A 26,343-nucleotide genomic window follows, 5' to 3' on the forward strand; every position below is an offset into this window, starting at 1 on the left:
AAAAATAAAAAAGCGTCCCCAAAAGGAACGCTTAAGTATGTGGAATTTTACTTGGTAACAATGTTGGCAATGATGATGAACAGGACCGATAGAGCAAAGAATGTGATAAAGAAATAACCAAAATATCTTAATGGTCTTGGCAACTTTTTTAAATCCATATCGCTTGGATAGCCTTCTATATTTTTCATGTGTTCCGTGGCATCGTTAAACGGTTTCTTCTCTGTCATCTTACCACTCCTTTTCGTTCAAATAGAATTCAATCAATCTACATTGCTTCCAATTCCTCAAAAAACTCCTTAAAGCCGCTTCCAGAAATGATCTCTTTTGGATTCAGGGCGGTCCATTCTTCCACCGGCTCATCCGGATGGTTCTTCAGGTAGCTTTGGATAATTTGATACCCGGTTTTGTAATTGGACCATAGCGGGATTCCCTTGCTGGAATTACCGTTCATGAATTCATAATATCTTTTATAATCCCAATCGTTTCCATTGTCCCTTAATTCCTCAAAAACTTTTTCCTGTGATTTTTCTGATAATGGTTCTATCCATGGTGCTTGATAATCAGGGTACACAATATTGGCAAACGCATCGGCTTTCCCTTCCAAAACGAAAGCACCCAGCATGGTATTGGCTGAATTGGCGTCTTTTTCCGCCTGCAGGGTATGATGATACTCATGGGCAACTACGTGCTTCAGACCCTCTTCATTAAAAGAAGGATCAATCCTGATGATAAAAGTATCCTTGCTCAAGGCGGCTCCTGCAACTCCGCCCATTTTCTCTATGACAAAAAGTTCATCGGGATTGACCGGTGCGATGATAATCGTTTTGTCGATTCCCGGCATATGCTCGACGGAATCCCGGATTCCCTGCTCAACAAGTTCAAGGATACGGTCCTGTTTTGCAATAAGATCTTCGGCGCTTTCCTTCAGTTTTGCAATATTTGTATTCGGTGACAAGAAAGAGTAGTAATCACTGTAAATGTGAGCATTCACTTCGGCAGCCTGTTTCCGAAGAGGTTTCACTACCTTTTCTGTGTAAACATCCTTTTTAACAGCATTGGAATCATTTTCTACAGCCTTGGCAAAATCCAAAATTTCGTCGTTAAGCATAATGATGTGAAAGGTCTGGTCATCGATCGTTATATCTTGAGAAGCCGGCGGGGCTTCGCTTCTGGCACTGGCAACCTGGGTGCCATTTCCTTCAGCTTGAGCGGTATCTTTTTCAGCATTATCACTTGCCTGCGGCTCATCATTAGAACAGCTTGCCATCATCAGGCACAAGGCACTAGTCAGGAATAGAGTCAACGTTTTTTTGATAGAAATCCCCTCCATTTTTAGATAGGCTTATAAATGGATACGGATTAGCTTCCAGAAAGTTTCAATTTTTTGGATATTTCTTCTTCCAGCAACCTGCCTATTGAAAACCAGTAAGAAATGTGTAAAATATAAGGTAATTAAATACGTTAATGTTTTCTAGGGTTCCGCAATTCTTATTGGTCTGGACCGAGAGAAAACTCACAGCCTTGCTGTGCCACGGAAGGATAAAAGCCTGGGAGATCACTGAAGTTACAGTCATCTCTGAGGCTTTTTTATTTTAGTAGAAAATGGAGGTTTTTATATTGAATAAAGACTGGATCAAAGTATTCATAGCTGCACTATTTGAAGTATTCTGGGTCATCGGCCTTAAACACGCCGATGATTTCCTCACTTGGAGCGGTACCTTGGTTTCCATCTTCATCAGTTTTTATGTCATGATCATGGCCGGGCAGCGGCTTCCCGTCGGAACGGTCTATGCGGTGTTTGTGGGACTGGGCACGGCAGGCACTGTAATATCCGATATTGTATTCTTTGGCGAGCCATTTAAAGTCAGTAAAATTCTATTGATATTACTATTACTCGCAGGTGTCATCGGCCTGAAATTAGTGACAAAGGAAAAAGTTAAGGAAGGAGCTGAATCATAATGGCATGGATTTCACTGGTTTTCGCAGGACTATTTGAGATGTTTGGCGTTTCCATGATCAATAGATGGCATAAACAACCTGACTGGAAATCACTCGTTCTATTGATTGCGGGATTTGGAGCAAGCTTCATCCTGCTTTCCTACGCCATGGAATCGCTGCCGATGGGGACTGCATATGCAATCTGGACAGGGATCGGCGCTTCCGGCGGAGCCATATTGGGAATGGTTTTGTATGGAGAATCAAAAGAGTGGAAGCGGCTGTTATGCATAGCAATGGTTTTATCTGCCGCCATAGGATTAAAGCTTGTTTCATAGAAAAAGAGATAGCTGAGCTTATTGCTTCAGCTATCTCTGCCTTACTGCCTCCATACGTCTTAGAAATTGATCGACTTCTCTGGGGCTTTCCAAAATAATAATATGTTTCTCATTCGAAAGGTTTTCAATTTTCATAAGGACCTCTGGCTTTTTCTTTTTCGGGTAATCCCAGATCCACTTCAGAAATTCCAAGTTCATTTTTTCATTGCAGCCTTCCCTCATATCTGGCCTTGTCCTGTTTCGAAAGATCAGCATCCTTTTAAAAACACGATATACACAAATAAAACGGGAGATATCCAAGAAAATGATTGTGTCCGCGGCATCCAGCCGTATGTCCAGCGTACTGTTATAATTCCCGTCAATGATCCAATTTTCTTGTGTTACCAATTCTGTCTGAATCTTGATTTGCTCTTTCTTGGAAACAGGAGTCCAGCCAGGTTTCCACAGAAGCTGATCCAAGTGCCAGACATTCAAATTAAGTCTTTGTCCCAACTTTTTTGCTAAAGTGGATTTCCCGGACCCGCCGGAACCTATCAATGCAATTTTGTTCACCGGCTAACCCCCTAAAAAAATTGAAGCAATCTATCCCTCCTGCAAGATCTTTTCATTTCTCCATTTCTCAGATAATGCTAGAAACAAAATAATGAGTAAAAAAGACAGGTGTTTCAAGGCGACCACCTCATATCATTTTCATAAATCTATGCTTTGGATGACTTCTTGAGTGTCCTTTTGCAGGAGCTTTAGCTGTTCAATATTGAGTGTATTTTCGCTCTCAAAATACCAAAGGTACAAGTCTTTCAAATTATATTCCTTTACCACCGATTGGGGCAGCATTTCCAGGTTCAGCATGGCAGCTTCACGGTCATCAGCCATGATTATTTTCTTTTCTGGATTTCTGATAAGTCCATAAATGAGTTGATCCCCATATCCTTGGTAGCCCCCAAATGTCTCATAATCTCCCCTTTTATTAAACGGGCTCCAGGCTGACATCCCGCTTTTCCAGCCGAACACACCTTTATGAGCAACAGCAGCACCAAGATTGTTTTTATCCTTAATAAAGAAAAATAAAGACCTATCATCGTTTTTATAAGCAGGAATCAGTACCAAACCTTTATTTGTGGAAAGTATAGCTTCATTTGGTTCTGCAAAAGAGATTTTCTGTTCATTATACCCCCATGCGGATAGAAGGCCTATGGATATCAATAAAATTACGGTAATTGTGATACTTGTAGACTTTTTCATTTTTTCTCCTTTGCTCTCTTCTCTATTCCTCCCGATTTATGATGAAACGGTATTCCCTATATATTTTAACAAGATCTTCCTATCACTGTCCTCATCTAAGTCTATTACTTTAATATTTTTACCGGACTCGAAATCTGTTTGACCCTCTTCCAGATATCCCGCTTCATACCCTTTATCAGAATCAGAGTATATTAGGGGGTCTTCCCCCTTCTGCGGCTCTTCCATTAAGACAACCTTTTTGGTGATCCACTTGTCATCCTCTTTTTCAACCTCTGCTATCCATATATCTTCTTTATTCATGAACCCTTTAAAAACCACAAGAACCAGCTCATCATGTGCTTGAAAATTACCATAAATCTTTAATTCCTTCTCCTTATCTGAAACTAGTTTCACCGCTTCCTCAGGTGTATCAGCTGGATAATCATCAAGCGATTCTTCCTTGTTTTCATTGGTACAGCCCAGTAAAAATAATGCAGCAGCAATCACTAGAAATCCTCTAATCTTCATACCTATTCCTCCAAGTCTTGTCCCTCTGCGGGGAAAACCTCTTTTACTATTAGACGAAATGATTACCTAATTAGTTTCTTTGCAGGTCCCCATTAACATGGGAATTTCAATGAGGACCCAACTGTCTTTCAAATCGATGTTTCCCTTTTCTCCCTCTTCAACAGCGCGCCCATAGGAAGGTATGTGAGGAAAAAGACGAAAATGGCAGCTATCTCAAGGTTGATATAATACATGATGCCAGAGCCGAAGAAGGACAGAATTGTCTTGGATTCCGTAGGATTGGCCAGATAGAAGAAATTAGTATCAAGAAGAATATTAATGAAGAAAATTGGCAGAGCTAGAAGGTTAAGCAGCAGGAATCCGGTCCAAATGGCTTTCTTGGGTACCCGATATCCCTCAAATACAATGAAGTAAAGAACAGACCACGAAATTGCTGCATGATGAAGGAAATACTTTATAAACCGAAAATGAGGAAATGTGTAAAAAACTTCAGGTGTCACCATACTCAAAATTGCAGGAAGGGACCCGGTAAAGAACAATAAATAAAACACTTTCTTATTGGGCTTTAGGAACAAAAAAATGGCTATGAAAGTACTGATCGAACATAGATGCAGCGGCAGGCTCCCCACTTCCCATTGATCTGTCCATACCAGCCAGATCTGCTGAGACACTTCACTCAGCAACAATATGGAGAATAACGTCCACTTGATGAACAAGTGATGAGGCCTTAAAGCAACCCTGAATATGATCAGCCATAACGACAAAGCCACAAACAACAGAAGCACAGTGATGTGTGGGACAGAAAACAACTCAAACGTCTGGAGTTCCGTAACCGAAAACATCATGCCACCCCTATTCCGTTGAAATATGTGGTATCAAGAATAGTCTATTCGGCATAGAGGCAGTCTTAGACATTGTCCGGGGAAATCTGATAAAACAGTTGTTTAAGGGGAACTATTTTAACTAAAATAGCCTATTTTGTTGTGTTTGAGTTGGAAAGTGTCACTATTCCATCTTCAATCCAGGAAAAACACAAAACAAAGTTTAAATTTCACTGCCTGCATCCTCTCCAAGTCAAAGATGTTCACTTGCAGTGATAATACATTTTTTAACACCAAAAAATCGAGCATGAAAAACCCATGCCCGATTTATTAAAGAGGGGGATATTCAAATTTGGTTTTATCAGCCTTTAACAGAACCTGCAGCAATCCCTTCGACGATACGATCGCTTAGGATGAAGTAAGCGATCAAAACCGGTATGATGCTGATCATCAGGGTTGCACCGATCGCACCCCAGTCAGTCAGGTACTGTCCAACGAAGTTGTTGACGCCGACCGTGATCGTTTTCCATTTGTCAGAGCTCATGAATGTTTGGACAAACACGAATTCGTTCCAGTTATAAATCATGTTGATGATGACGGTTGTCGATAGAACAGGCATCGTCATCGGCAATGTAATCTGGAAGAAGATCCGGTGAATGGAACAGCCGTCCATGACCGCTGCTTCTTCGATTTCACGCGGCAGCGCTTTGTAGAAACCGGTCAGGATCATGATCGTGATCGGCAGGTTGAACGCTACATAAGAGATAATGATTGAAATTGGATTATCAATCAGGTTCACTGATTTAAAAATGTTGAATAATGGAATCAGTGTTGAGTGAAGCGGAATCATATATCCAGCCATGAATAATGCCAGTACGACACCGCTCAGTTTCCAGTGCATTCTCGTGACGGCGAATGTTACAAAGCTCGCCAGAATGACAGTCAGAACAACCGCAACGACTGTATAAAGGACACTGTTGAAAAAGTACGTATCGATGTTTCCGGTCGTCCAGGCTTTAACATAGTTCCCCCACTGCGGATCCTGCGGAAGCGCAAACGGGGACATCCCGAATACCTCCTGGTTCGTCTTCAAAGAAAACATGAATAACCAGATAAGCGGGTAAATTTGAATGACTCCGATGATTCCCAGAATGACGTAGAGAATTCCGAATCCAATTCTCTTTCCGAGAGATTTACTCGTTTTATAAGAAGCTGGGAGCGTCGGCTGTGTGTTTGTTTGTGTTTCAACGGCGACTTTACTCATCTCTATTTCTCCCCTTTCTTAATATTCCACTTCATTTTTAGAAGTTAGTAATTTTTGAATGATCCATGTCATGACAAGACAGATAACCAACAGACCGAAGCCGATGGCGCTTCCGTAACCGAAGTTGTATTTACTGAACGCTTCTTTGTACATGTAAGAGGCCATTACCTCACTTGCACCGTTAGGCCCGCCTCCTGTCAATACGAAGATCAGGTCAAAGTATTTCAGTGATCCGACAATCGCCAGGATGACCATTACTTTGATGACGCCGGAAATCAATGGGACTTTAATTTTATAAGCGATTTGGATAGGTGTTGCTCCATCGATCTTCGCTGCCTCCACCAATTCTTCCGGTACATTTTTCAGCGCCGCATAGAAAATGATGATATAGAATCCTGCATACTGCCATACAATCGGGAAGAACAGAGCATATAGTACAATGTTTGGATCTGCTAACCAGACCGGCGGGTTGTCGAAGCCGATCAAGACGAGAAGCCTGTTCAGCATACCGTTTGTCGGGTCAAAGATTTTTGCCCAAAGCTGACCGATTGCCACTGATGACAGAAGCATCGGGATCAGGTAGATTTTCCTGAAGAAGTTGGCGCCTTTGATCTTACTTGCCAAGATCAACGACAAAATTAAATAGCCTACAAGGCTTAAAGTTGAAAATAGGCCCAAAAGAATTGAGTGCCAGGTACTCTTCCAGAACATAGAGTCCTTGACCAGCTCTATGTAGTTGTCCAATCCGGTAAATTTCATTTGTCCGATTCCGTTCCAATCCATCAAGCCATACCAGCCGGTGAGGACGATCGGAATATAGATTAATAGGAGAATCAGGATTAATGCAGGAAGTACATAAAGGCTGATAACCCATTTGTTTGACATTACACTTCTCATTTTCTATACTCCCTTCTTGATAAAAGACTTCTTGTGGTTGATCTCCGTTTCAGGGGCACGACTCCGCGGGGCGGGCGGTGAGCCTCCTCGGCTTTGCCTCCGGGGTCTCACCTGTCCCGCTAGTCCCGCAGGAGATCGCACCCCTTCCACTTCGATCAAACAGAAATTTAGAGATGACTCTACTAAATGGTAAGCTCCCTAAATTATCTGTTTGCAATCTTTTCTATAAAACTTCTTTATAAAACGATAGAGGGCATATCATTATGCCCTCCATCAAAGAAAATGTATTACTCTTGCTCTTTGGCAAGTTCGTCCGCGTGTTGTTTCACGAATTCTTCAGGAGTCACTTGTTTTCCGAATAGAGCTGTTACAAGATCATGGTGAAGCTCAGATACGGCTGGGCTTGATTGAGTATCAAAGTAAGTTGTTACGTTTGATGCTGCACCTAAATCATCAAGGATTTCAATGTACATTGGATCAAGCTCCAAGCTTGCTGTGTCTACTTTTGTTGCAGGGATGACACCAGCGTCTGTTACTGATTTCTCTCCCCATCTCTTCACTAAGTATCCAACGAAATCTTTTGCTTCGTCTTTAACTTTAGAGTCTTTCGCTACGAATAGACCAACACCAGGTCCGCCTACATAACTGTCGATGGACTCGCCTTTTCCGCCTTCATAAGTCGGGAATTTGAAGTAGCCGATCTTATCTTTGAAATCTTGTGATACATCAGGGCTTGTAGTGTAGTTAGGAAGCTCCCAAGTTGCTGTCAGGAACATTGCAGCCTGTTCGTTCATGAAGTAACCTTTTGCATCATCATTTGATAGTGCGCTGGCACCTTTAACGAAACCGCCCATGTCAACAAGGTTCTGAATTTCTTCAGCTGCTTTCTTGATTGCCGGGTCATCGAATTTCGCTTTGCCGTCGATAACATCAGTCAGGATTGTAGATCCGCCGATACGGTCAGCCATGTACATGAACCAGAAAGATGCTGGCCATCCATCTTTTGCACCAACTGTAGCTGGTGTTACACCTGCGTCAGCCAATGTCTTTACTACGTTTTTGTATTCTTCGTAAGTCTTTGGAACTTCTAATCCGTGTTTTTCAAAAATTTCTTTGTTGTAGAAAACGTAAGAGATGTTCAACTCAAGCGGAAGACCGTAAGTCTTTCCATCCACTGCATAAGATTCTTTAACACCAGGGATGAATTCAACTCCGCCTGTGTCAACGTCATCAAGCGGCGCCAGCATGTCACCTTCAACATAAGGCTGGATGAAACCGTCTGACCAAGTCATCCCGATATCAGGAAGTTCATTTGAAGAAGCCAAAACTTTCAGCTTTTCTCTGTACTGATCCGGGTTAAGGATTTCAGTTTCAATCTTGACGTTGTGTTCTTTCTCATATTCTCCAATAATATCCTTTACAATGGAGAACTGTGCATTCGAGCTGCCTTCCGGCCATAAATGCATGAACTTGATTACCTTTTTGCCATCAGCGCTGGCTTCTTCAGATCCAGAAGAAGAACATCCGGCAAGTGCCAATGAGACTAGCATCAATGATGCCATCATTATTGCAAACGCTTTCTTTTTCAACAATGTAAGATCCCCCTTTTGACCTTGTTTGTTTTTGTTTCTTACATTTATAGTGTACCGTCAGAGAGTTCTGAAAAATAGGTAACAACGATTAGGAAAAATACTACTATTTTTAGAAAGCGGTTCCATTGTTGGTCTTTCGGTAGGCACTGGGTGTCATACCCTCCGAATCTTTGAATATCTTAATAAAATATTTTGCTGTTTTATAACCTGATTCTTCTGCTATATCGTTGATTGGAAGATTGGTTGAAATGAGGAGATCCTTTGCCCGCTGGATCCTCCTCCTTGTGACATATTCACTGAAAGTCATCTTTACATGTTCCTTGAAAAGGACACTCAGATAACTGGCATTCAAGTGGACATGCTCAGCGACTTCCTTCTGGGTCAATTCATCTTTTAAGTGGCTATTGATGTAATCAATCGCTTCCCTGATTGGTGTCCGGTTCGAAAAGTTCTGGCTGTCTGCCTCGACAAGTCTCTTGTCCACTACTTTCTCGATTTTTTCAGCCCGCTCTTGCTTTTCAACCGCTTCCACTGCCGCTTCCACCGCCTCCAGCAATGTCTTCTTGCTGATCGGTTTGAGCAGGTAATTAATCACCCCGAGCCTGAGTGCTTCCTGGGCGTATTCAAATTCCGAGTAAGCCGAAATGACGATGATCACAGGATGGATATTCTGCTCCTTTGCCATCTTCAATAACTGAAGTCCCGTGATTTCGGGCATGCGGATATCGGTGATCAAGATATGGATTTTATTCAATTTCATCAATTCAATCGCTTCTTCTCCGTTGGAAGCGGTGATGATTTGATATTCCCCATTCGCCCACTTGTCCAGTGTCTTGGCAAGGCCTTGGCGGGTCCGGGGCTCATCATCGACGATCAAAATGGTTTTCATCATTATCTATATCCCCTTTCACAGGTATTTCAAAGAAAACTTTCGTGCCGGCATTTTCTTCACTTGTAATGGTCAATCCGCTTCTTAAGCGGTTTGGATAATACAATTCCAGACGTTTATGCACATTGGAAATCGCCATTCCGTTACCTGAATGATTGGAGATTACACCCCCTGTTTGCATTGATTCGTAAATCGTCCTTAATTTATCCTGAGAGATTCCCGGACCATTATCCTCCACTTCTATTCTCAGATAGCCTTCCTCTTCTGCCGGCTTGATGGAAACGGAAATGGTACAAGGACTCATTGTATTCCCTGCCCCGTGAAGGACCGCATTTTCGACCAAAGGCTGGATCAGCAGCTTTGGTATTCTGACTTCTCTCCACTCGCAATCCATATTCAGCTTCCACTTCAGTTGGTCGTCAAACCGCATCTTCATGATTTCCATATAATTTTCAATATGCTGAATTTCTTCTTCCAAGGTCACCCAATCCCCATTAGATTGTTTTGTAATCGTATATCGGAATAACTCGGACATGGCAACGACAAATTCAGCCAGTTCATCTTCATCCTTATCTTCTAAAGCCCACTTCAGGGCATCAAGGGTGTTGAATAAGAAATGCGGGTTGATCTGCGCCTGCAATGCCTTCAATTCACTGCGGCTCCGTGTGATTTCCTTTTGATAAACCATCTGGATCAGATGATTGGTCTGCTTTGCCAGCTGGTTATAGGTGCTGTTCAATTCATTGATCTCATTTACGGTTGTAACGCTTGGGTTCATCGAAAGCGAACCGGCGCCGGCCTGCTGCATAGTCTTGGTCAATTTGATGATCGGGCTGGTGATAAAAGATGACAGCAGCAATGAACTGATGAGAAAGATGATGAATCCTATAATTCCAGATATAATGATGACCATCCTCAGCACACTGATTCCGGCCGTCAACTCTTTGATCGGGGTGAGGATAATCAGTGTCCAGTCCGTGATTGGCGAAGTCTTCCTGGTTACGATGAACTCCTGCTTATTCAGCGAGATGTTGCCGTCATCATTATTAATGATAGGAGCAAGCGGTTCGTCATAGTTTGATAGAATCGGTTCCATATCTTTATCAAATAAAAGCGAGTATTGATTCGTTACGTCGGTTTCATTTTCAAATTGCAGATAGTTCCGATAGATGCTGATAAGGAGGTAGCCCCCTGTGTCATATTGCTTGCCCATTAGATTGACCTGGCGCAATGCCAGCAGATTGTCAGAGTTGCTTGGATCATCCCCTATCCAAATCAATCCGCCTTTCGCTTTATCCGCCTCGATGATCCATTTTTTGTCGATTCTCGTGACCAGACTGGTATCATCCAATGGCAGAAGTCGGTTCATGTTACGTGTGTAGAGTTCAAAGGCAAAAATCCCATCCGTATTCGCCTGGATGTTATTGACAATCCCTTCTAATTCCTGACGCTCATAAAAATCAATGGTTTTCCCTTCATACGCCTTTTCAAGGACATTTTGTATATTGTTATTAGTCATGACCAGCTTTGAGGCTGTGCTGATTTGTTTGTAAAGCGACTCCAGCCGCCCGTTTGCTTCCAAGGCTGTCTGCTCAATCTGCTTCTCTGCATTAGTCTTCAAAAGAGTGGAAACCTGGTTGTAGGTTAAAATACTGACAAGCGCCAGCACGGTTGCCATGACAACCAAAAAAACGAATGATATTTGATTTCGGAGTGTATTCCATTTTCTGAGTTTTCTCCACATGAGTACTTCGCCCTTCTATTTTTCTGAAATAGTTTTTTGTTTACTATAACCCATTTTGTCGAAAACGTTAATACTATTCCTAAAAGTTAGAATTTAGTCTATAATGATAGACAGACAAAATGGAAGCGCATCATAAAGGGGACATTTCTTATGAATAATCGAGCTGTGCGAGGGGTTTATTCCCTTACTGAGTGGATAACCAAGTTCGCCTATTTAAATATTTTATGGATCGGGTTTACCCTTCTCGGGTTGGTCATTTTCGGATTCCTGCCGGCGACAGTGGCACTATTTACTATTCTCCGCAAATGGATTATGGGAGAATATGAAACTCCCATCTTTCAAACTTTCTGGGAGACGTATAAAAAGGATTTCTTTAAAAGCAACCTTATGGGAATCGTCTTTGTATTATTGGCCGTCCTGGCATATATTGACTTATATTTCATGGATCTCAATGGAGGCAGCGGCCTGCAGGTAACCCACATCCCGCTCTACCTGATGATCCTTGCCATAGCCATGACGGTTTTGTATACCATTCCAGTCTATGTACACTATAATGTAGGCTTTGTACAGGTGTTTAAAAATGCCTTTCTGATCATGCTTCTGAATCCAATACCGAATGTCCTTATGCTTGCCGGGGTCGTTTCAACACTCTTTGTCATGAATGCCCTGCCTGCACTGCTGTTCATCTTTGGAGGCAGCTTTACAGCAGCCATCATCATGGCCTCCTGTTACCTTGCCTTTCAACGCATTGATAAGAAACAAAAGGAAGCACACTCCATTTAAATAAGCACCTTTACGTTACCACTTTAAAGCAGCGGGGGACTGTCCCCCAGTGCTTTAAAGCGGTAACGTGTTTTTTTATTTTGCCAGTTTAATAAGGTCACTGACTGTGACCAGCTCAAAGCCTTGTTCTGTTAGTTCTTGGGCAAGTATCCTTACCGCTTCAATGGTCTGTGAGCGGTCTCCATACCCATCATGGAAGAGAAGAATACTGCCATTTTCGATGACATTTTTTGTTTTTCTCAGGATAAAATCAACACCCGGCTGTTCCCAATCCGTCGCTTCCATATTAAGAGCGCCGATCATAATTGGATATCCTTTTTCCTGAAGCACCTCCGTTGTCTGCCCGTTATAGTCCAGATAAGGCGGCCGGAAGAGTGAAGGCTTTTGCCCCGTCAATTTCTCTATCAAACTCGCTGTTGCATCAATTTCCTTCACCGCCTCTTCCTTGCTGATTTGCGAGAGCTTTGGATGGGTGTATGTATGATTGCCAATTTCATGGCCAAGATCGGCCGCCTTCTTGACCAGCTCCGGTGAATTCTCCATCTGCTCCCCTATCATGAAGAACGTCGCTTTCCCGTTTACTTTTTGAAAGATTTCCAGGACCTGGGGTGTGAAGACCGGATTCGGACCATCATCGAATGTAATGGCGACGGCCTTCTTTGTGGTATGGACTTGATTTATGAGTTCGGACATGAAGTGTGCCCCCCTTGTTTGCTTGTTTTCTAATGACACAATTACAAGTACACCTGGGAAGATCTTCTCTGTTCCCAGGTGTAATCCTAAATTTAATCAATAAGGTCCGCGGATAGAATCCTTCACTTGTTCCTCATAGAAGCGCTTAATTCTCTGCTGTTCTTCTTCAGAGAACGGCTTTTCCTCTATCGCTGAAAGGTTGCCCTGAACCTGCTCCAGGTTTTTAAATCCAGGAATGACTGCGGTGATTTCCTTTTGGTCCAGAATCCAGCGAAGGGATGCACTTGCCATGGAGTTTCTGCCTTCACTGACCCATTTCAGCTGGTCAGCAAGCTCGACACCTTTTTTGAATCCAAGGCCGGCGAATGTTTCACCTACATTGAATGCTTCCCCGTTTTCATTGAAATTACGGTGATCGTCTTCTTCAAAAACATGATCAGAACTGAATTTCCCTGTCAGCAATCCACTGGCAAGGGGCAGTCTGACGAGAAGGCCGACGCCATTTTTATATGCTTGTGGAATCAGCTCCTCCAATGGCTTTTGGCGGAACATATTGAAGATGATCTGCAGGCTTTTCACATTTGGATTTTTCAAGCTGATCAAGCCTTCTTCGACTGTTTCAACGCTGACTCCGTAGTTGCGGATTTTCCCTTCATCTTTTAGACGGTCGAGTACTTCAAAGACGCTGCCATCCCTTAAGATTTCGGTGGCAGGACAATGGATTTGATAAAGATCGATCGCTTCTCTGCCCAGACGGCGCAGGCTGTCTTCACAATAGGACTTCACCTGTTCGTAACTGTAGTTCTGCGGGTCAAAGATATCTCCCTGGCGGCAGAATTTTGTGGCGATATAAATTTCGTCTTCCTTACCTTTTGTCGCCTTGGCCAATAATTCTTCGCTGTGTCCGTCCCCATAGACATCTGCGGTATCAAAGAAATTAACTCCCTGGTCAATGGCATACTCCAGTGATTTCAATGCTTCAGCATCGCTTGTTTTTCCCCAGGAGCCGCCGATGGCCCATGTTCCGAGACTTACCTCACTGATTTTGATTCCTGTGTTTCCAAGTTCACGATAGTTCATTTGATCATTCTCCTCTCATTCCAAATTGATAGATTGTTGTTGAAGAATACTTCTCACTTGGCTTTAAAACAATGGACGGGAATTCAGGGTGATGAATGGCATCCGGGAACCCCTGCGTTTCCAGGCAGACCCCGAGATACTTTTCCCCTTTTGTGCCATGAAACTCTGCAGAAGAATCCAGGGAATTCCCCGAGTACACCACCACGGCGGGTTCATCTGTTTCCACAGTCATGGTGCGCCCGCTTTCCGGGTCATGTAAAATAATTTCCCTATCATGATGGGAGTTCAATACAAATGGATGGTCATACCCGTTCCCGACTAAGACATTCTGCGGATGGGACGATTGTGCTCCTGCTGCTATCGGCCGGCTCTCTGTAAAATCAAACGGAGTATCCTTCACATCGATGAGACGGCCGGTCGGGATGAAATCATCATCCAGTTCCAAGTAGTGATTGCTTTTCAGCTGCAGATTATGCTGAAGGATATCTCTTTTCAAATCTCCGCTCAGATTGAAATAAGAGTGGTTCGTCAGAGTCATGATTGTCTTTTTATCCGTTTCAGCCTCATACTGGATCTTCAATTGATTCTGCTCATCCAGGGTATAAGTAATCTTAACCTGCAGATTGCCCGGGTACCCTTCTTCATCATCTCGGCTGAGGTATGTAAAACGAACGCCATCTTCAATGATTTCCGCGTCCCAGACTGCCTTATTGAATCCTCTTATGCCGCCGTGCAGGTGATTTTTCCCGTTGTTTTGGGCAAGTGTGTACCTCTCTCCATCAAGTTCAAACGACCCTCCGGCAATCCTGCCGCCGACTCTGCCTGCGACTGCACCAATGAAATACGGATCCTCTACATACTCCGCAAGCGAATTATGGCCAAGTACAATATTCTCCAGGTTTCCATTCATATCAGGGACCAAAATCTTTGTAATGATGCAGCCGTAATTAATCGCCGTTATTTCAATCCCATTATCATTCTTCAATGTAAACGAGGATATTTCCTGCCCCTGTATTTCTCCAAAGCTTTCTTGTTTGATTTCCACCATCTTTCCTCCTTTCATGAGAACCGGTTCCAGTCAAACCCGATTTCGGTCAAAAATGCCCGGGCCAGCACCATATGCCCGGCAGTCGACGGATGCACACGGTCCCAGGCAATTGCAGCGGGATATAAATCCTTCAGCACCTTGTTGAATGCCGCTTGTGTATCAATGAATAAGCAGCCCGTCTCTCCGGCAATCCTCTTAACCACCCGGCCATACTGATCCATAGAACGGCGCATGGCGTCCTGTTCATTTGGTTCCAGATAAAATGGTGTCATCAGGAAGATGTGTTTTACTCCCGGCTTGGTCTTCTCTACCAAGCTCCTTAAGGTATTTTCGTATTCCTCCACATATACATGGCTTTCTTTGATGAATGGTGTGTCGTATTGACGCCAAACATCATTGATTCCAATCATGATGGACAACAAGTCTGGTTTCTGGTCCAAAACATCTTCCTGCCAGCGCTTTTTCAGATCACGGATGGTATGGCCATTAATTCCCTTATTCACCACCCGGATACCCCATTCTGGATAAACAGCTTGAAGGAGACCGTCCACAAATGAAACGTAGCCATTTCCAAGCGACCCTTCTCCATCCGGTTTGGACCTTTCACAGTCGGTAACTGAATCGCCAATAAACAGAAGCTTCTGCCCCTTTTCCATTTTCATCTGATAAACCTCCCCGTAAAATCGAATTAAAGCCTCCCAATTGGAGAGCATGAGAGGCTACATTCTGATTTGTGTTATGGAGCATATACAGTGATTACTTTCTAAACGCCCTCAACTGGTCATTCATTTCTTTTGTTTGGTTATAGACCTGCTGATAAATTGAAAATACATTTTTGTAAACTTCCACATTTTCAGGGATAGGATGATATGTTTTGGACGTGTTGATAAATTCCTGGGCACATTCTTTTAAGGAAGGGAACCAGCCGCAGCCATAAGCAGCCAGCATAGCAGCACCCATTCCAGGTCCCTGTTCGCTTGTCAGTTTTTCAATTTTTGCATTGAATATGTCAGCCTGCATCTGGAGCCATGTTTCGTTTTTCGCTCCTCCCCCGATAGAGATGATCGTATCGATGGTCTTGCCGCTGCTTCGGAAGATTTCCAGTGATTCATTCAAAGAGAAGGTGATTCCTTCAAGGACGGCACGGGAAAAATGTTTGCGCTCGTGTGCAGCATCGATTCCGATAAAGGTTCCCCTGATCATTGAATCCGCATGAGGAGTCCGTTCTCCGACAATATATGGAGTGAATAACAAACCGTTGCTTCCTGGCGCCACCTCTTCAATTCCTTCTAAAAATTGATCGAAAGACTCCTCTTTTGCAAAGGTATCTTTATACCAGCTCAAGGAATATCCGGCAGCAAGAGTCACTCCCATTGTATAGAAAGCATTCTCTTCACCATGATTGAAATAGTGGACCTTCCCTTCAAAGTCAAGGTCGCTTCTTTCTTCATAAGAAAGGACAACACCAGAGGTCCCGATACTGCACAGAGTTTTGCCTTCTGATAGAATGCCTGATCCGATAGCACCGCAGGCATTGTCTGCCCCGCCGGCAAATATTTTCACCGTTTCGGCTAACCCTGTTTCTTCAGCTGACTCAGGTGTAAGTGTCCCAACCAAATCGTGTGATTCAACCAATGGCGGGCAAAAATCTGGTGTCAGGCCGAAACTTTCCAGTATTTCACTGCTCCAATTGCGCTCGCCAACATTCAATAGCAATGTTCCTGCAGCATCTGAATATTCCATATGGATATTTCCTGTCAATCTGTATCGAAGGTAATCTTTCGGAAGCATGAAGACACTTGCTCTTTCAAACAATTCAGGCTCATGCTCTTTTACCCAGAGAATTTTAGGAAGCGTAAAACCTTCCAGCGCAGGATTCTTCGTGATTTCCAATAAACGCTCTTTACCGACCGTGTCATAGATTTCCTGGCATTGAGGAGTCGTTCTGGTGTCATTCCACAAAATTGCGTTTCTCAGCACTTCATTATTTTGATCCACTAATACCAGGCCATGCATCTGTCCTGAAAAGCTGATCCCCTCGATGTCGTTTATATCTCCGTCAAACTGTTGGATGAGTTCCGCTAACCCTGCCTTTGTTTTTTCCACCCATTCTTCCGGATTCTGCTCACTGTAGCCTGATTTTTCGATAATAAGAGGGTAGGATTTTGAAACTTCATTGGAGACTTCGCCATTTTGATTGACAAGAAGGATTTTGACTGCACTTGTCCCGAGGTCCACTCCGATTACATATTTCATCTGTATCATCCTTTTCTATGAAAATGTGCTGGAGTATACCTACTGCCAGCACATTTTTCTTGATTGTATTTAAATGAATTATGCGTTTACCGTTGAAAGAGTTTCCAAGATATATTGGTTAATAACCCCTTTCAGGCGCTCCGTTCTGCCAGAAGTGTTCTTGATTTCAGTCAACTGAAGGGCATGCTCTTCCAGCTCACGGAAGTTCGTTCTTCCTTCAACGACAGCAAGACCGATTCCTTCATTGAAACTGCTATAGCGTTCTTCTACGAAACTATCAAGCACTTTGTCTTCGATTAGTTTGTTGGCTACTTTTAAACCAATGGCGAATGCATCCATACCAGCGATATGCGCATGGAACAGGTCGTCAGCTTCAAATGAACCTCTTCTTACTTTCGCGTCGAAGTTCAAGCCGCCTTTGCCAAGTCCGCCATTTTTAAGGATTTCATACATAGCCAAAGTATTTGAATAAATATCTGTCGGGAATTCGTCCGTATCCCAGCCAAGAAGCGTATCACCCTGGTTGGCATCGACAGAACCAAGCATTCCGTTAATGCGTGCAGTTCTCAATTCATGCTCGAACGTATGGCCGGCAAGTGTAGCATGGTTTGCTTCGATATTGAACTTGAAGTGATCTGTCAAATCGTATTTTTGCAAGAATGCAAGACCGGTAGCCACATCAAAGTCATATTGATGTTTTGTCGGCTCTTTTGGTTTTGGCTCGATCAGGAATGGAACATTCAAGCCGATTTCTTTCGCATAATCAACCGCCATATGGAAGAAGCGCGCCAGGTTATCCTGTTCAAGTTTCATGTTTGTATTCAAAAGAGTTTCGTAGCCTTCACGGCCGCCCCAGAATACGTAGTTTTCAGCACCAAGCTCTTTCGCTACTTCCAAGCCTTTTTTCACTTTCGCTGCAGAGTAAGCAAATACATCTGCATTCGGGGAAGTCGCAGCACCGTGAACATAACGAGGATTTGTGAACATGTTCGCAGTGTTCCAAAGAAGTTTTGTTTTGCTTGTTTTCATGTACTCTTTGATCATGCCAACGATTTCATCCTGGTTTTCGTTTGTTTCTTTCAGTGTTCTTCCTTCCGGCGCGATATCCACGTCATGGAAAGCAAAGAATGGAACGTTCAATTTCTCAAAAAGTTCAAATGCCGCTTCAACGCGTGCCTTCGCTAAATCCAAGCCTTTAAGATTATCCCATGGGCGGATTGCTGTACCTACGCCAAATGGATCTGATCCATCTGCTGTGAATGTATGCCAGTATGCAACAGAGAAGCGAAGGATTTCTTCCATCGTCTGTCCATTGATTGTTTCTTCAGGATTATAGTACTTGAATGCAAAAGGATTTTTCGATGAAGCGCCTTCAAATTTGATCTTGCTAATGTTTTCAAAATATGCCATTTGGATTTCCTCCTAATGTGTAATTGTTAAGTTTGATTTTTATGTAAAGGCTTTCAAAACCTTTATTTGAACTCATTATAGCACTGCTAACTTAGTTTGTCTATTAAATAAACTAAGTTATTTTTTAAATATTTTTTATTGAGTTGTAGATTTCTTGTGTTGCGTATTCTTTTAGCCTATATACGGGCCAGCATCTCGCGAATTATCTTATTGCATTGGGCCATTTAGCCAGTTTACGGGCCAATACCCCTCGGAATTTCTTTACTTATCGGGCCGTTTATTCATTTTACGGGCCAACAACTCGCGAATTATCATACTCCATTGGACCGTTTATCCATTTTAAAGGCCAGTATCTCTCCGATCCAAGCACTTCATTGGTCCATATAATATCTCCTATTCGGCAGGTGTTAACTTATTCCGCTCAGCTATACGAGGCGGGAGATTTAAATTAAAGCATCACGGAACTTCCTTTATAATGAAGTCCGTCAGTCATGTCATATTACCTATTCATTATAGAAGTCATTGAGAAAGGTTCTTTCTTATCAATAGTTTTTACGCTTGTATTTTCGTAAGGTTGATTGAAGCGGAAGGTGTGCGACCTCCTGCGGGACTAGCGGGACAGGTGAGACCCCGCAGGCGAAGCCGAGGAGGCTCACCGCCCGCCCCGCGGAGTCGAACACCTGGAGCGGAAATCAGATATCCATTCAAACTCCCCCACCAGGTTTCCTTTCTGGATAGAATCCTTGCCAGCGATTAGGAATACACACAGTTTGTCTACCCATTAAACTAAGTATATGATAAGATGGACTTACTAACAGATAAGGGGATTGACAAGTGGGAACTATGACATGGAATCAGCAAATTGTTAAAAAGAATAACAAGGCACTCGTTTTACAATTGATTATGGAAAAAGAGCCCATCTCGAGGGCAGATATTTCTCAAGTTTCTGGATTACATAAAGCAACTGTCTCTTCATTAGTCAATGAGTTACTACAGGAAGAATTAATCTACGAATCCGGCCCGGGTGCATCAAGCGGCGGCCGCCGTCCGGTCATCCTTCACTTCAACAAGGTCACGGGGTATGCAATCGGCCTTGATATCGGCGTCAATTATGTACGTTCGGTCATGACGGACCTAAAGGGCAATATTGTCAATGAAAGAAATGAAATAGTTAAGGAGACGCCCTACCCTGCAATCTTACATTTGGTCCAGAGCATGATTCAGTCATTAATGGATGAAATGCCGGCCAGCCGATATGGCATTGTCGGGATAGGGGTAGGTGTGCCGGGAATCATCAATAAAGAAGGGTCAGTTCTTCTTGCTCCTAACCTTCATTGGAAAAATATCGATTTGAAAAAAGATTTGGAAGAGATGTTCCATGTTCCTGTCATAATTGAAAATGAAGCCAATGCCGGGGCCTTCGGTGAACAGCAGTTCGGCGCTGGTCAGGATTTCAAGAATATCATCTATATCAGTGCAGGCATCGGGATCGGTGTCGGCATCATATTAAACATGGAATTATATCAAGGGTCTAATGGATTTTCCGGTGAGATGGGACATATGATCATCGATATGAATGGAAAAAAATGCAGCTGCGGCAGCAATGGCTGCTGGGAAGCTTATGCTTCCGAACACGCATTGCTTGAAATGACCGAAAATGAAGATTCATTAGAATCTTTAATTCAAAGAGCTGATGACGGTGATGAAAAAGCAAAAGCACTTTTTGAAAAGATCGGATACTATCTTGGTTTTGGCATCAACAACATCATTAATACATTCAATCCCGATCAAGTCATCATCGGCAACAGACTGGCCATGGCCAAGGAATGGATCCAGGATCCAATCCGGCAGACGGTCGAAAATCATACCCTGGCCTTCCACCAGCAGGAAGTGCAGCTTGAGTTTTCACACTTGAAAAATTACTCAACTGCATTGGGTGTTTCTGCATTCGTTGTGGAGAATTTTATTAAAGAAGAAGCAAAAATGGCTTAATCATCAATGCCCTGCCTGATTGTGCGCAGGGCTTTTTTTATGTAGAAGCAAACTGATAATGAACCATATGCCTTGTCCCTACATACTATATTCCATCCTGTAACAAGGAGGTGTAGTGAATGAGCGCTGGAGGATACGGTTATGGATCAGGGTTTGCTCTGATCGTTGTTTTGTTCATCCTTTTGATTATCATCGGTGCTTCCTGGGTAGGAGGCGGCTACGGATATTAATTCGAACCTTAAATGATGGAAGGCAGGTCTTTTTCAGGCCTGTTTTTTTCTTGTGTTTAACAGAAACCACTTATCATGCCGGCATAAAGGCAGATTGACAATACGATGGGAGAAAAGCAAAAACATTAAAAAGGAGCACCCATATCCCGGGTGCTCCTTCTTGCAGATTCAGATGATTACTACCCAACGTATGCTGCTCCCACAATTATCAATAGGATGAATAGAACAACAATCAGCACAAACGTAGATCCAGTACCGTAACCACCGCCGGATCCATAACCGCCACAGTAACTCATCATAACTCCCCCTTTCCTAGAGGATTGCCTCTACACTTATACAATATGTAGGGGGGATATATAATGATTGTACTGATGTCCCATTATCCAGCGGCATTTAAATGAATGCCTATTAAAAACAGCCAGCCTGTTACGCCGCATCCCTTTCAGGCACCTTTTTCTGGGGTTTATTTACCAGGTAGATCCCTGCGAGGATGATACTCCCGCCTATCACCGTATACAGATGCAGTTGTTCTTTTAATACGAGCCAGCCTGTCAGGACACCGAATAAAGGAGCCAGGAATAAAAAGGAACTCACTTTTGCCGGATCCTCCTTCTGCAAAAGATAGAACCAGATGGCAAACTGGACGATTGACGCCATGATGGCAAGCCACAGGATAATCAGGATGGAAGTGGATGTTATAACGACCTTCACCGGTTCAAACAGGGAGCTTACCACCAATAAGATTATTCCGCCGAAGAGCATCTGATAGGCTGTCAGCACCCATGTATCGAAGGAATTGCCCCATTTTTTCATAACAAGGGTCGCGCTTGACCAGAAGACAGCACTCATCAATCCCAGGAAAAAACCAGGCTGCCGGATATCAAGACTTGCACCCAGTGTAATAAAGACTCCGGCCATTCCCATGATGACACCTAACCATTGAACCCGGCGATATTTCATCCCCATGAACACCGTCCCGAATACGACTACCAGAAGCGGATTGGTGAAAGTAAGGATGGATGATTCCCCTGCCGTGATCGTTCTCAAGCTCAGGAAAATACATCCCATCACCCCTGCGGTCTGAAGGCTTCCTACGAGAACGACCTTACCCCACTCCTTGGCTTCGGCAGGATGCGGCCTCTTCAGCACCTTCACCGCTAAGGCCATGATGATGCCGGCAATCGTAAACCGCAGTGCAACCAGCATGAGAGGAGTAACATATTCTAGACCGATTTTCCCTACAGCGAAGGATGATCCCATAAGGCCGGTCGTCGTGATTAGCAATATGACAAACAACGTCCTGTTCACGGTCCTCCATCTCCCTTTCCCGTCATGCTTTCCCGTTCGTTTAATCTATGATGATAAAAAGTATATCAGGACAGGGTTTACTTAGAAAATGAAAAGACTCAACTTTATCTTCTCTAATGACTGCAGAAAAAATTTTTATGAATATTAAAAGGTTGTATTCCCATACAATTGCTCAAAAGTCTTTTTTATCTATAGCTCTCTTCACCCATTTATCGTTTATTCAATATATATAATTCATCATAGATAATTGGAGGATGATGTCATTGCCAAAAACTTATAAAGTTCCGAGTGGATACCGATCGAAGCTGGATTTATTATATACAGAGCTTGCGATCAATGAGGTTAAGAACCATTTTGAAGCCAAATTGGCAAAATCACTGAATCTCATCAAAGTATCCGCTCCGCTCCTGCTGAATGCAGAGACAGGAATCAATGATAATTTAAATGGTGTGGAACGGACTGTCTCTTTCAACACCGGAGGGTTGCAGGAAGAAAAGGTCGAGATCGTTCAGTCCCTGGCAAAATGGAAAAGAGTCGCTCTGGAACGGTATGGCCTCCCTCTCGGTCAGGGCCTTTATACACAAATGCATGCCATCAGGCGGGATGAAGAACTTGGCAATCTCCACTCGATCTATGTTGATCAATGGGACTGGGAAAAAGTGATTTCAAAAAAAGAAAGAAACCTTATCACTTTAAAAAGTGAAGTGGAAAAAATATATGCAGCCATTAAAGCAACCGAAAAGTATATGTCTGAGTTACACACGTCCCTGACACCCGTTCTACCGGATAAGATTCATTTCATTACCTCTCAAGAACTGGAAGACCGGTTTCCTAACCTAACGCCAAAACAACGGGAAGATACTATTGCCGAACAATACGGCGCCGTCTTTATCATGCAGATCGGCGGACTGCTGAAATCCGGCGAAAAACATGATGGCCGTTCTCCCGATTATGATGACTGGTCCTTGAATGGAGATATCATTCTCTGGAACCCGGTTCTCGAAACGGCATTTGAAATCTCTTCGATGGGCATCCGGGTCGATGAGCAGGCATTGCTTTATCAGCTTTGGCAGGCGGGAAATAATGAGCGAAAGTCGCTGCCATATCACCAGTCCGTCTTGAACGGCCAGCTGCCGTATACTATTGGCGGCGGTATCGGGCAGTCCCGTTTATGTATGTTTTTACTGAAGAAAGTCCATATCGGGGAAGTTCAATCTTCTGTGTGGAGTGAAGAGATTTTGAAAGAATGCAGAGAGAAAAATATTGAACTTTTGTAAGGTGAGCTCAGGGTTGAAATACCCTGATTTTTTTGTGAGTACATGTTTGGAAAAGTATAGGAAATAATATTCAAAAAGCAAAAAGGGGAAAATGAGAGTGGAAAAGCAAAAAAAAATGATCGACACACTAAATGAAAAACAAAAAGCATTCACTCAAGACTGGATGGACTATTGGACCCAGTATTCAGCACTTGATACATGGCAGTTCTGGTTCTTGGTCGTCATGTTTTTTCTGCCGCTCATCATCCTCTACTTCAAACTTGATAGAAGAAAGGCCTTCCAGCTCGGTTTCTTCGGTTTCAATATTCATGTTTGGCTGGGCTATATTGACCGCTTCGGTGTCAACAAAGGTTTCTGGGAATATCCATATCAATGGTTCATGCTCCTCCCCAGCAATGTCAGCCTGGATGCTTCACTGATACCCGTCATTTATATTTTGTTATATCAATGGATACTCAACAATAACAAGAATTTTTACCTTTACATGATTCTTCTCAGTGCGGGCTTGTCATTCATTTTCAAGCCTATAATTGTCCTTCACTTTTTCTTGAGGTTTTACATTCCCATGCCTTATCTTTACTTATTTGCGGGTTACTTGGTGATTATCTTCCTATCTAAAGCGATAACCGATATTTTTCATCATTTTCAACATGAAAAGACCCGTCATAAATAGCGGGTCTTCTTAGAGTTATGACTTCCGTTCCAGATTTCTACTCGCCGCCGTTAGTGTACCGGTTATCGCCCATCATATAATTGGAACTATCCCCTGGTTTTGCGTTTGGATCGGTTGGGATATGAGGGTTGTTATTATTTTTCTTGCGGCGAAAATCAATTAACAGCGCAAACAGCAAGATTCCGCCTATCATGATGACAAACCACCACATAAGCATCCCTCCTTTATGAATTTACCAGTTCGAAATCCTATCCTTCCAAATATTCAGCTGTCTCAATTAGTTCATCCCTGGCCATTTTTTTAAAACTGCAAAAAGTGACAAATCCGAATACCATTCCGGAAATGAAAAATAAAAGTTGACCTCCATTGGAAAGGAACGCTAAGAATCTTCCAATGGGACCGATGCTGCTAATGGGTGAGAAATACGTTAATGGAATAGTGGCAGCAATGGCAGCAGGAATTCCGACGGAAAAGAATTTTATCCAGTCATACTTCCACTTTCCTGAAGAGCGGTATTTTTTGTAGAGGGACGGGAGTGCAAATAACATGCCAATGACAAAGGGAAATAACGTGGAAAAAACAATAAATGGCCGGGCATCAAATGAGGCACTCCTTTGCTGGTCCAAAAGATATTGATTGCGGATCCCCCAAAACAAGATGAGACCAACAAGGATCGAGTAGAAAAAGTAACAGAAGAAACGAACAACTTTTCTTTTCATCCAATCCCCTTTCATATCATATGTTAAATCTTTACAATGAATCTTGTTGTTTTAATTATTTCAAATAATCAGATTAAAAACAATAATAATACAAATTTTAAAGAAAAAGAATATAAAAAAAGGAAAAGGCGGCTGCTTAAACCCCCTTTTCCTGCATATATTGAATTCAATTAATTTACGATTCAATGCCGAAAGAATCCTTAATTTCCTGGACGATCTTCATCGCTCCTTCACGGCTTAAAATCAGTTTTCCATCAGCAATCTCTTTGTTGTCTTCAGAAACTTCCCCGGTCACATGACAGGTTTTGCTGGGCTTATATTTCTGCAGGATGATTCGATCATCATCCACATAAATCTCCAGGGAATCCTTCACATCGATCCCCAAGGTGCGCCGTAATTCAATTGGGATGACTACACGCCCGAGTTCATCCACTTTCCGTACAATCCCGGTCGACTTCATATTTTCTCATCTCCTTTTTATCATAATCAGCATTCGTTCTCCTATGCTATCATTCATGTGGTTTTTCTGTATCGTTCCGGCGTATTCAGGGGTCGGATAAATTAGAATAGGAGACTACTAATGCTATATAAAAATTCTCGATCTCTTACATGTATGTAATGGCGTATCGTCCCCTGGCTTTCAAGAGTTCATTTAGATCTCTTCTTTAAAACAATATTATAATATATTTCCCCTGCCAGCGGTCATGTGTGGCTGAATTGCCACACCCTCAATCGTGCTCCTTTACGGTGACAGACATAAAAAAAGCCGCATTTGATTTTTAAAAAAATAAATCAAACGCGGCATTCTTTTAAGGTACATTTTTTGAAATTTTTTCTTCTTTAAACCTGCTCTCTTTCTTTTAAAACGGTGTCCAAAAGCTTCTTTAAATCCTCATCCATCGAAAAGATTGAACTCTCTTCCAAGGCTTTTGCAAAAAGTTTCATTAATTGATGGGATGAGTCACGTACGCCTTCGACTGTTATTTTTTCAGGGTAAGTGGAAAGGCAGGTTTGAATGAATGAAGGATTCAGAGTTTCGTATGCTTTAAACTGATGAAGTTTCTTATCCTCATTCAATGCCTGGACTATCAAAGTGAACTCCCTCATTTCCTCGAGCATCCTGAGGGCATAGATCAGATTATTCCGATTCAATTCCTTCTCAAGTGAGCGGGCACAGTACACAAATTCAAAAGGCAGATCAAAACCGACGTTATACTTTAAAGTTCTGTTAAGAAATGCCTCATTTTCCTTGTTCATTTTCTCGGATACCAAACCTGTTTTATCGACGATGACTTTCCATAACGGCGACCGCACGCTCAACATTTCCCGAGGGACAATCGAAATGTTGAATTCCAACTGATTATCCAATATCACAATCAACAAAAATATGTCTTTAGTGAACTTTTTTTCTTTGATATAAGCCGGATGGAATTCACTGAGGACCTGGTGAACCCTCTCTTTCGTATACTCGGCGTCTTCCACCCTGCCAGTGGCAACCATCAAATCGATATCGGAATATTCATCCTTATACCCTTCCACCCCGGAACCGATTTGTACGACCCCTTCCACTGAATCCAGGGTCTTTAACGCATCGATTGTTTTTTCAAAGTACGCATTTCTTTCTTCAGGACTATACATATTGCAC

General features: G+C 42.8%; 30 protein-coding genes and 1 riboswitch. Of the genes, 7 read left to right on the forward strand and 23 right to left on the reverse strand.

Annotated features, from left to right (window positions below; translation table 11 throughout):
- Positions 1-47 precede the first annotated feature (47 nt).
- Positions 48-227 carry an amino acid transporter gene (locus tag ACOJQI_RS12505; RefSeq protein WP_421378253.1) on the reverse strand — a complete coding sequence of 60 codons (180 nt, stop codon included), beginning with the start codon at positions 225-227 and terminating at the stop codon, positions 48-50.
- A gap of 38 nt (positions 228-265) precedes the next feature.
- Complete coding sequence (locus ACOJQI_RS12510) at positions 266-1,330, reverse strand: DUF2268 domain-containing protein (RefSeq protein WP_421378255.1); 1,065 nt, start codon at positions 1,328-1,330, stop codon at positions 266-268.
- Between the two features lie 130 nt (positions 1,331-1,460).
- Positions 1,461-1,556: riboswitch (guanidine-I (ykkC/yxkD leader) on the forward strand.
- Between the two features lie 61 nt (positions 1,557-1,617).
- Here ACOJQI_RS12510 and ACOJQI_RS12515 point away from each other — a divergent pair.
- Complete coding sequence (locus ACOJQI_RS12515; protein WP_421378257.1) at positions 1,618-1,959, forward strand: DMT family transporter; 342 nt, start codon at positions 1,618-1,620, stop codon at positions 1,957-1,959.
- On the forward strand, positions 1,959-2,273 hold the full coding sequence (locus tag ACOJQI_RS12520; protein ID WP_421378259.1) for a DMT family transporter: 315 nt from the start codon (positions 1,959-1,961) through the stop codon (positions 2,271-2,273). The genes ACOJQI_RS12515 and ACOJQI_RS12520 overlap by 1 nt, the downstream gene beginning before the upstream one ends.
- Before the next feature lie 30 nt (positions 2,274-2,303).
- Here ACOJQI_RS12520 and ACOJQI_RS12525 read toward each other — a convergent pair whose 3' ends face one another.
- The 9 genes from ACOJQI_RS12525 to ACOJQI_RS12565 all read right to left on the reverse strand — a co-directional run bounded on the left by ACOJQI_RS12525 (position 2,304) and on the right by ACOJQI_RS12565 (position 11,229).
- On the reverse strand, positions 2,304-2,825 hold the full coding sequence (locus ACOJQI_RS12525; RefSeq protein ID WP_421378261.1) for a DNA topology modulation protein: 522 nt from the start codon (positions 2,823-2,825) through the stop codon (positions 2,304-2,306).
- 138 nt (positions 2,826-2,963) lie between these two features.
- A complete protein-coding gene (locus ACOJQI_RS12530) occupies positions 2,964-3,515 on the reverse strand; it encodes an aspartyl-tRNA synthetase (RefSeq protein WP_421378263.1) in 552 nt (183 codons plus the stop codon).
- A 36-nt stretch (positions 3,516-3,551) separates the two neighbouring features.
- Positions 3,552-4,022, reverse strand: a complete 471-nt coding sequence (locus ACOJQI_RS12535) for a hypothetical protein (RefSeq protein ID WP_421378265.1) — start codon at positions 4,020-4,022, stop codon at positions 3,552-3,554.
- A gap of 128 nt (positions 4,023-4,150) precedes the next feature.
- Positions 4,151-4,864, reverse strand: coding sequence for a TIGR02206 family membrane protein (locus ACOJQI_RS12540; RefSeq protein WP_421378267.1), 714 nt, complete (start codon positions 4,862-4,864; stop codon positions 4,151-4,153).
- A 340-nt stretch (positions 4,865-5,204) separates the two neighbouring features.
- Entirely contained in the window at positions 5,205-6,107 is a 903-nt protein-coding gene (locus ACOJQI_RS12545; protein WP_421378269.1) for a carbohydrate ABC transporter permease, read from the reverse strand.
- An 18-nt stretch (positions 6,108-6,125) separates the two neighbouring features.
- Complete coding sequence (locus ACOJQI_RS12550; protein ID WP_421378271.1) at positions 6,126-7,004, reverse strand: carbohydrate ABC transporter permease; 879 nt, start codon at positions 7,002-7,004, stop codon at positions 6,126-6,128.
- Between the two features lie 287 nt (positions 7,005-7,291).
- A complete protein-coding gene (locus ACOJQI_RS12555; RefSeq protein ID WP_421385466.1) occupies positions 7,292-8,593 on the reverse strand; it encodes an extracellular solute-binding protein in 1,302 nt (433 codons plus the stop codon).
- Between the two features lie 112 nt (positions 8,594-8,705).
- Positions 8,706-9,491, reverse strand: coding sequence for a response regulator transcription factor (locus ACOJQI_RS12560; protein WP_421385467.1), 786 nt, complete (start codon positions 9,489-9,491; stop codon positions 8,706-8,708).
- Positions 9,460-11,229: a sensor histidine kinase gene (locus ACOJQI_RS12565; protein ID WP_421378273.1), complete on the reverse strand. Its 1,770-nt coding sequence runs from the start codon at positions 11,227-11,229 to the stop codon at positions 9,460-9,462. The genes ACOJQI_RS12560 and ACOJQI_RS12565 overlap by 32 nt, the downstream gene beginning before the upstream one ends.
- A 150-nt stretch (positions 11,230-11,379) precedes the next feature.
- On the opposite strand from ACOJQI_RS12565, the gene ACOJQI_RS12570 reads away from it, so the two are divergent.
- Positions 11,380-12,012, forward strand: coding sequence for a YesL family protein (locus ACOJQI_RS12570; RefSeq protein ID WP_421378275.1), 633 nt, complete (start codon positions 11,380-11,382; stop codon positions 12,010-12,012).
- Between the two features lie 75 nt (positions 12,013-12,087).
- Here ACOJQI_RS12570 and ACOJQI_RS12575 read toward each other — a convergent pair whose 3' ends face one another.
- The 6 genes from ACOJQI_RS12575 to xylA form a co-directional block, all read right to left on the reverse strand.
- A complete protein-coding gene (locus tag ACOJQI_RS12575) occupies positions 12,088-12,705 on the reverse strand; it encodes a polysaccharide deacetylase family protein (protein WP_421378277.1) in 618 nt (205 codons plus the stop codon).
- A gap of 96 nt (positions 12,706-12,801) precedes the next feature.
- Positions 12,802-13,785: an aldo/keto reductase gene (locus tag ACOJQI_RS12580; protein WP_421378279.1), complete on the reverse strand. Its 984-nt coding sequence runs from the start codon at positions 13,783-13,785 to the stop codon at positions 12,802-12,804.
- Between the two features lie 4 nt (positions 13,786-13,789).
- Complete coding sequence (locus tag ACOJQI_RS12585; protein ID WP_421385468.1) at positions 13,790-14,830, reverse strand: aldose epimerase family protein; 1,041 nt, start codon at positions 14,828-14,830, stop codon at positions 13,790-13,792.
- Between the two features lie 14 nt (positions 14,831-14,844).
- Positions 14,845-15,495 (reverse strand): SGNH/GDSL hydrolase family protein, encoded by a 651-nt coding sequence (locus ACOJQI_RS12590; protein ID WP_421378281.1) that lies wholly within the window; start codon positions 15,493-15,495, stop codon positions 14,845-14,847.
- A gap of 94 nt (positions 15,496-15,589) precedes the next feature.
- Positions 15,590-17,089, reverse strand: a complete 1,500-nt coding sequence (gene xylB, locus ACOJQI_RS12595) for a xylulokinase (protein ID WP_421378283.1) — start codon at positions 17,087-17,089, stop codon at positions 15,590-15,592.
- Between the two features lie 78 nt (positions 17,090-17,167).
- Positions 17,168-18,499: a xylose isomerase gene (xylA, locus tag ACOJQI_RS12600; protein WP_421378285.1), complete on the reverse strand. Its 1,332-nt coding sequence runs from the start codon at positions 18,497-18,499 to the stop codon at positions 17,168-17,170.
- A gap of 843 nt (positions 18,500-19,342) precedes the next feature.
- On the opposite strand from xylA, the gene ACOJQI_RS12605 reads away from it, so the two are divergent.
- Together ACOJQI_RS12605 and ACOJQI_RS12610 are read left to right on the forward strand one after the other, a co-directional pair.
- Entirely contained in the window at positions 19,343-20,491 is a 1,149-nt protein-coding gene (locus ACOJQI_RS12605) for an ROK family transcriptional regulator (protein ID WP_421385469.1), read from the forward strand.
- A 119-nt stretch (positions 20,492-20,610) separates the two neighbouring features.
- The gene (locus tag ACOJQI_RS12610; RefSeq protein WP_006835107.1) at positions 20,611-20,721 is read left to right on the forward strand and encodes a YjcZ family sporulation protein; all 111 of its coding nucleotides are present in this window, start codon (positions 20,611-20,613) and stop codon (positions 20,719-20,721) included.
- Positions 20,722-20,900: 179 nt separating this feature from the next.
- Here the strand turns inward: ACOJQI_RS12610 and ACOJQI_RS12615 are convergent, their stop codons facing one another.
- Together ACOJQI_RS12615 and ACOJQI_RS12620 are read right to left on the reverse strand one after the other, a co-directional pair.
- Entirely contained in the window at positions 20,901-21,020 is a 120-nt protein-coding gene (locus tag ACOJQI_RS12615) for a YjcZ family sporulation protein (protein WP_421378288.1), read from the reverse strand.
- Positions 21,021-21,147: 127 nt separating this feature from the next.
- Positions 21,148-22,029 carry a DMT family transporter gene (locus tag ACOJQI_RS12620; protein WP_421378290.1) on the reverse strand — a complete coding sequence of 294 codons (882 nt, stop codon included), beginning with the start codon at positions 22,027-22,029 and terminating at the stop codon, positions 21,148-21,150.
- A 254-nt stretch (positions 22,030-22,283) separates the two neighbouring features.
- Here ACOJQI_RS12620 and asnA point away from each other — a divergent pair, with 254 nt between their 5' ends.
- Complete coding sequence (gene asnA / locus ACOJQI_RS12625; RefSeq protein WP_421378292.1) at positions 22,284-23,306, forward strand: aspartate--ammonia ligase; 1,023 nt, start codon at positions 22,284-22,286, stop codon at positions 23,304-23,306.
- Positions 23,307-23,403: 97 nt separating this feature from the next.
- Entirely contained in the window at positions 23,404-23,979 is a 576-nt protein-coding gene (locus ACOJQI_RS12630; RefSeq protein WP_421378294.1) for a CBO0543 family protein, read from the forward strand.
- Between the two features lie 37 nt (positions 23,980-24,016).
- Here ACOJQI_RS12630 and ACOJQI_RS12635 read toward each other — a convergent pair whose 3' ends face one another.
- The 4 genes from ACOJQI_RS12635 to ACOJQI_RS12650 all read right to left on the reverse strand — a co-directional run bounded on the left by ACOJQI_RS12635 (position 24,017) and on the right by ACOJQI_RS12650 (position 26,336).
- On the reverse strand, positions 24,017-24,190 hold the full coding sequence (locus ACOJQI_RS12635; protein WP_421378296.1) for a hypothetical protein: 174 nt from the start codon (positions 24,188-24,190) through the stop codon (positions 24,017-24,019).
- Between the two features lie 37 nt (positions 24,191-24,227).
- Positions 24,228-24,698, reverse strand: coding sequence for a hypothetical protein (locus tag ACOJQI_RS12640; RefSeq protein ID WP_421378298.1), 471 nt, complete (start codon positions 24,696-24,698; stop codon positions 24,228-24,230).
- Positions 24,699-24,873: 175 nt separating this feature from the next.
- On the reverse strand, positions 24,874-25,158 hold the full coding sequence (locus ACOJQI_RS12645; RefSeq protein WP_421378300.1) for an AbrB/MazE/SpoVT family DNA-binding domain-containing protein: 285 nt from the start codon (positions 25,156-25,158) through the stop codon (positions 24,874-24,876).
- Positions 25,159-25,538: 380 nt separating this feature from the next.
- Positions 25,539-26,336, reverse strand: a complete 798-nt coding sequence (locus ACOJQI_RS12650) for an aminoglycoside 6-adenylyltransferase (RefSeq protein ID WP_421378302.1) — start codon at positions 26,334-26,336, stop codon at positions 25,539-25,541.
- Positions 26,337-26,343: the final 7 nt, after the last annotated feature.

This window comes from Bacillus salacetis (genome assembly GCF_049177075.1).
GTDB classification, from domain to species: domain Bacteria; phylum Bacillota; class Bacilli; order Bacillales; family Bacillaceae_B; genus Rossellomorea; species Rossellomorea salacetis_A.